Source organism: Desulfofalx alkaliphila DSM 12257, assembly GCF_000711975.1.
GTDB lineage: Bacteria > Bacillota > Desulfotomaculia > Desulfotomaculales > Desulfohalotomaculaceae > Desulfofalx > Desulfofalx alkaliphila.
The window spans coordinates 1-5,912 of record NZ_JONT01000048.1 but is presented as its reverse complement, the minus strand read 5'-3'; the positions used below and the strand labels follow the sequence as shown (position 1 = coordinate 5,912).

Genomic DNA, 5,912 nt, shown 5'->3' with positions numbered 1-5,912 from the left:
CCATAACCCGTTGTTTACGCCTGCGTTTTCCTCTTGTTTGTAAATTTATCTCACCATCAGCATACTTTTTTGCTGTCTTCCAACAACATTTTACCCTAGTTGCTATTTCACTAATTGATGCACCTTCATTTTCCCGCAAATGTTTGATATACTCTATCTGAGTCACTGTTAGCACTCCTTTAATCCGCCTCCTTACTTTGTCGCTTAGAGGCTTATTTTAGGGATGCTATGCGGTGACTCCTTCTTTTTTGCTACTATGGAATTTTACGCTGCCATTCTCGGTACTTTTATATTACCAAAAACAGTGAAAGGGTAAATCTATTCCCTTCATTTATATACACGCCCTTTAATTCAGATAGTGGGTTTAAAATGGTTTTCGTTATGGATGAGGTGATTCAGGATATCAGGGTTCGCAATCTGGTAATTAGATCCCTGTTGGAAGTTTTCCCACAGTCCAAAACAGAAACAAGAGATCCTTCGAGAATAATATACGGTGGCAGAGAAGTTATTTATGAAAACTTTTCATATGTAGAATCAATACCGAATCTTATATTTGCTGCATGCTCAGTAATTAGAAATAGTACTAATGCATCGAGAAACATGTATAATTTTTGCAGAGATGTTGGAATTGACATGGAGAATGGTTATCCAAAGTTTTTTACGTTTCATGATGAAAAAGATATGCCTGAAGTTAATAGTAGCAATGTTTATGTATCAATGACTAAAAAGTGTAAGTCCTTAATTAATAATATATATAATAGTACACTTTTTAGTCATATGGGGTATGTAATCTATTTTTGTTACAATAACACGCAGGAGTATTTTTTTGAAAAGGAAAATGACTTTGCCCCCCGCTTTGATATTAAGAAGGAAAATACTAAGACATATCTTATAACGGCTTACCCCTTTGAAAATCTATATAAAAATTGTCGATTATACCGGGAAGCAATAGATGGTAAGTATTGGTTGTACCACAATGAAATGTTTGGTCTCATGTCCAACCTTTTGAAAATAAAAGGTGGAGTAACGAAAGTAGATAAGATTCTAAACAGCCGTGAAGAATATAAGGTGAAAAACTATAGTTGGTGGGTTATGAAGAATCAAATTCTCAAAGGTAAATATGCTCCTTCTAGGTGCGAAAGTTATTGTCCTTTCATTAATGACTGCAAACATGGAATTAATATGATAGAACAAGGAAAATTATTCAAAGGGAGAATTCAAGTAGTTGGTAAAAGAAAAACTAAAAGTATAAAAGAGGCAAGAAAGGAATTATCCAATATTGTTAATGAAATAATTGCCTCTCCACAAAAGGGGATTTTTGTTATAAAGGCACCGGCAGGGTTAGGGAAAACCGAAGAATACATAAATGCTAGTATAGATAATAAATTGACGATAGCAGTGCCTACACATAAATTAAAGGACGAGGTAAGCGAGAGATTGGCAAAAGCAGGAGTAGACCATTATGCTGTGCCACAACTTCCTGATATTGAACCTGAAAAACGCAATAAGTTAGATAGGCTCTATGATACAGGCTCTTTTAAAGGAGCAAATATGTATTTAAGACAATTAGCAAAGGAAAATGAAGTCATAGCACAATATATTAAGGACTTGAGGCGAGTAAAAAAATCTGAGAACCAAACTATCTTAACTACTCACCAAAGAATATTTTTTGAAAAGGACTTTAATGATACTCTAATAATAGATGAAGATATTGTTCTAAATGGAATGTTTCCAATTTCATCTATGTCAATACAAGACATGGCTATACTTAGCCAACTGGTGTATTTAGATCCGGAATTTTCGCCTTTAAAAAAGTTAACCGATTTTATGTTTGAGTTAATTACCAAAACGCCTGAAGGAGTGGTACTAAAAACACCGAATTATTTTATGCTTTGTGCAAAGGAGATTGAAAAATTAGTAGTAAAAAATGACCTAATAACGACAAATGTGCTAGGATTTTTAAATTCAAGTCATTTTGTCAAAGTGACTGGGCGAAATGGTAATGAGCAGATAGTTTTTATAAACAAAAGAGACTTACCTGATAAAAAGGTAATTATTTTCAGTGCAACTGCCAATGAAAAGATTTATAAAATGGTTTTCGGTCAAAATATGAAATTTTATGATGTTGGTGATGTTGAACACAAAGGAGAGATTTGGCAAGTTCCTGTAAGAGCCTTTAGTAAGTTATCCATTCATAGAAATAAAAAAGAAATGATGGATATTGCAAATGCTTTAATAAATAGATATAACCCTGATAGTAAGGTTATCACTTACAGCGGCTTTTTTAATGATATAAGTGAACCAAGTGTGTCATTTTGGAATAGTGCGGGGCGTGATAATCTAAAAGGTCAAAATATCACTGTAATAGGGACTCCCCATATTAACCCCTATTGTTATCTGCTATTTGCAAGTGTTTTAGGCCTTGATGTAAGGCTAAATGAAAGCAAGGTAATGTATCAGCCTGTTTCAAGGGGAAACTACAACTTTTACTTCAATACTTACAGCAGCAATGATTTATTACGGGAAATCCAATTTTATATGATAGAGTCTGAACTTGTTCAAACTGTAGGAAGGGCTAGGGCTATAACGGAACCTTGTAAAGTTCTGGTCTTAAGTAATTATCCCGTCCCTGGAGCAGAGTTCATTTCACTAACACAAAGAGAGGTAAAAAAATTTATCAGGATATAGTTTAACTATTTGGAATTAATATAGTCCCCAAGGTATCAGGGGACTATATTAATTATTCAAGGCTTCAGTTTTACTAAAACATTTTATTAGTTCTTGTAAAAAATCGAAAGTTCGATCCCAAAGAGCAAACAACATTTCTTTTGTTTCTTCAGGAACTTCATCAATTTCCTTGTCTTTCAACTGATTGTAGGTTTCTTCAATCCATAGCCTTTCGTTTTTGATGGAAGATAGATTTTTTCTAGTGTTAAAAAGGCTTTCAGGTGAGTTGATCTTTCTGTCACAAGCCTCATTAATGAGATAATTATAGTAAAAAACTGAAGTGAAGAATTTACCACTTAGAATAACGGCATGAAAATATACGTCTTCTTCATCAGTTTCATAAAAACCAGAATCAATAAGTTTTGTAACCCATAATATATTGCGAACCAGTTCTTCTTGTTCCCAATAATCGATTTTTAATCGTTTCAAATACCGATGGAAGATTTTTTTCGCCCTTTTATAAGTCTTGTTATAATACTTGATAAATTGTGACCACTCTTTTTCACAATGAACAGAGAAGCCTTCACCCATTTCTATCTGATCTATCAAATCCTGCATAGATGATAATAAGGTAATGCAAGTTTTTAGGATGAAGAAATCATGTGAATCATAATCCTTTTCAGTTAGGTTGCTAATGAGTATAGCATTTTGCAAATTCTCTAAATTCACTGGAAATGCCAAAAACATACCTCCTTTATTTTTTAGTGTACATCATCCTAGCACAGACAATGGAGGATATCAACCATTATATGTAAATATATAGGGCTCCATTTATCGCTCATGCATGCTATAATATGAGCAACACTCTCCTTCGAAGTTAATATAGATACTGAACCCCTGCAGATTGTTTTTGTAGTGATGCCTTTGGCAGATAAACCGGAAAACAACGCAGGGGTTTTTACTTTTTTGGGAAAGTGAAACCAGATAAAAATTAATGCAAAAACAAGGAATCCAACATCATTTGTTCAAATATAGCATGACAAATTTTGTTTACTCTAGATAGTTAGGGAAAAATGCTGCAGGTGTTCTAAGCCTGTAATCCATTTTTCCTTTTATTTTTCGAAGAAAGGAGGATGCAAATACATTGTAATTACTTAAGGAGGTGACATCTCATTATTAAGAACCCCACAGGAACTAAATATTATTGATAGTTCTTGTGGGGAACCATTTATCAAAAATAGGAGGGAAAATCTATGGGTTATATTATAGGAATAGACCACGGAAACAAGGCAATAAAAAGCATTGTTAATCAGTATAATTCGGGCTTCACTGTTTCAAACACCATGCCTATTACAAAAGAAAGACTATTGGTATTTGAAGGCAAGTATTACTCTATCTCAGGTGAAAGGTTTCCTGTAATGGTTGATAAGACTGTAAACGACAACTTCTTTATTCTATCATTGCCTGCCATTGCAGAAGTATTAGAGAAGAAGTATCAAGGGGTTAAAAAGGGAGAGATCATTTTAGCATGTGGCTTGCCTATTATGTATTATGGGAAGCAAAAGGATAAATTCAGAGAGTATTTTATAAGAGATGATGTATCATTTACCTTTGGAGGGAAGCAATATGGAGTGTCAATTAAAGATGCATATGTTTATCCCCAGGGCTATGCAGCGATAATGCCTCATTTCACTCACTATAAGGATGTATCAAGACTTAATGTTGTAGATATCGGTGGATATACCATTGATGTTTTCACTGTTGAAAAAGGGCTTTTAAACATTAAATCTTGCATAAGTTTAACTACTGGAATTGTAACTCTATTAAATTCAATAAAACAGGAAATCCTGTCTTTAGGGATAGAAATTCATGAGGAGCAGATTGAGGATACAATTCTAGGAGAAAACATCTCATTTTTTCAAAATGAAAATATTAAGGCATTAATTGAAGACAAAACACAAATATACGTTGAAGAATTGTTGGATAGATTGAAAGAGTACGGCTTTGAGATGAAAATAAATCCGACAATATTTGTTGGTGGGGGTTCATTGCTTTTGCAAAAACACATTGAAAATAGTCCTAAAATAGGATATGTAGAAGTTTTAGATAGTTTTGCAAATGTAAAAGGCTTTGAACTTCTAGCAAAGCAGGCGATTAGTAGGGACAGGTGATGTTCTTGGATGAAATTAAAAGATTGAACCTATCTTTCAATCTACAAAGAAAAAATGATCGGATTGCTTACAATATTATCAGATCAAAAAGACAGAAAACAGCCTATATTATCAAAGCCGTATTAGCCTATGAAGGTGTCACCCAAGAGGAGAGGGAACTAATAAGGATTAAAAGAGCATTTAGAGAAGTTATCAAAGAGATGAAACTTACAGCAGATAAGCATTGCGATTTTGCAGAAGAAAGCCAAATACCTGATGAGGTCTTCCAAATATTTGACAGCATTTAAAAACTGGCCATTAACAGGCCGGTTTTTTCTATTTAGGAGCGGAAGGAGCAACCGGGATCATGATATAATGGAGCAAAAAAAGGGATGAGAATAATAGAAAAATGGTTTTTAGAAAAGGATAAAATACTAATATTCCCCAATGGACAAACTATACCAAGCCATTTAAAATATTGGAGAATTCTATGGTTTAATTTATACACTGGAGAAGATTTTAGTGATTGAATAAAAAGAGGATAGTAGGATTATGACATATTAGGCATGTAAGATAAAACAACTTTGCATATTGTAAAAATACCGACATCAATAAGAACATATATGAATACAGGAGGTGATATTAGTTCAAGATTTTAATAATAACGTTTATTATTTCAATCTGCCTTATAGTAAGTGCTGCCATACAACTATATAATATGTTAGGGTGCAAATCTTTAATAATTTTTACACTGGCTGTGTTTGGCAAGTAGAAAATTCATAGTTTGGCAGTTAAGATGTGCATAGCATCCGTATTTAGTTAATTAATGATTCTGCCTGCTAACTATCGATCATTTCCCCATTACCCCTAGCCAAGATAGCCTCCCGATAGCGATAGCTGGGACCGGTAAAGCCTAATATGTGGGCGTGATGGACTAATCTATCAATTAGAGCAGCTGTTAGCCGGTCATCCCGGAAGATATCATTCCAGCGGCCGAACTCAAGATTTGATGTTATAATAACGCTTTGCTGCTCGTAACTGTTTGATATGACGTTAAATAGTAACTGTGATGATAATTTATCAAAGGGAATGTAC

5 protein-coding genes are annotated in these 5,912 nt (G+C 33.8%); 3 read left to right on the top strand and 2 right to left on the bottom strand.

The window, feature by feature from the left end:
- Window positions 1-381: 381 nt before the first annotated feature.
- Complete coding sequence (locus tag BR02_RS0112775) at window positions 382-2,688, top strand: hypothetical protein (protein WP_157834979.1); 2,307 nt, start codon at window positions 382-384, stop codon at window positions 2,686-2,688.
- A gap of 48 nt (window positions 2,689-2,736) precedes the next feature.
- Here BR02_RS0112775 and BR02_RS0112770 read toward each other — a convergent pair whose 3' ends face one another.
- Complete coding sequence (locus BR02_RS0112770; RefSeq protein WP_031517695.1) at window positions 2,737-3,408, bottom strand: hypothetical protein; 672 nt, start codon at window positions 3,406-3,408, stop codon at window positions 2,737-2,739.
- A gap of 512 nt (window positions 3,409-3,920) precedes the next feature.
- Between BR02_RS0112770 and BR02_RS0112765 the strand changes: the two genes are divergently transcribed.
- Window positions 3,921-4,838, top strand: a complete 918-nt coding sequence (locus BR02_RS0112765) for a ParM/StbA family protein (protein ID WP_031517693.1) — start codon at window positions 3,921-3,923, stop codon at window positions 4,836-4,838.
- Between the two features lie 5 nt (window positions 4,839-4,843).
- Window positions 4,844-5,125 carry a hypothetical protein gene (locus BR02_RS0112760; protein ID WP_169738626.1) on the top strand — a complete coding sequence of 94 codons (282 nt, stop codon included), beginning with the start codon at window positions 4,844-4,846 and terminating at the stop codon, window positions 5,123-5,125.
- A 531-nt stretch (window positions 5,126-5,656) separates the two neighbouring features.
- On the opposite strand, the gene BR02_RS0112755 is transcribed toward BR02_RS0112760, so the two are convergent.
- Window positions 5,657-5,912 (bottom strand): ATP-binding protein (locus tag BR02_RS0112755; RefSeq protein WP_169738625.1); only part of this gene is annotated, 256 nt, incomplete at its 5' end.

What these genes read in the sequence shown, in the direction of transcription:
- BR02_RS0112765 (WP_031517693.1), top strand. Translation starts at nt 3,921, where the DNA reads ATGGGTTATATTATAGGAATAGACCACGGAAACAAGGCAATAAAAAGC.
- BR02_RS0112775 (WP_157834979.1), top strand. Translation starts at nt 382, where the DNA reads ATGGATGAGGTGATTCAGGATATCAGGGTTCGCAATCTGGTAATTAGA.